1 protein-coding gene is annotated in these 255 nt (G+C 49.8%); it reads left to right on the forward strand.

Features of this window, described 5'->3' with window-relative positions:
- A partial coding sequence (locus H8L32_RS27460; protein ID WP_186951033.1) for a hypothetical protein occupies nucleotides 1-255 on the forward strand: 255 nt, incomplete at both ends.

Genomic DNA, 255 nt, shown 5'->3' on the forward strand with positions numbered 1-255 from the left:
GCGTCATCACCAAAGTGGAAGCGGTTCAAATGTTGTTGAGCAATACCGCCCAGTCCCTCGATTTCAGCAAACTGCCCGATGTGACTGGCGTGCTGGTCCGCAATGTTTCGTTCACTGGTGCTGTTGGTCTCTGGTTCCCAGCTGTTGGCACTTCCACATTCAATTTGAACAAATTGACGGCAGCACAAGCCACCAACATCACTATTCAACACAGCAACACCTTTTCCAACGGCATCACCCAAAACATCGTCAATG

The organism is Undibacterium hunanense (assembly GCF_014284335.1).
Classification (GTDB): domain Bacteria; phylum Pseudomonadota; class Gammaproteobacteria; order Burkholderiales; family Burkholderiaceae_D; genus Undibacterium; species Undibacterium hunanense.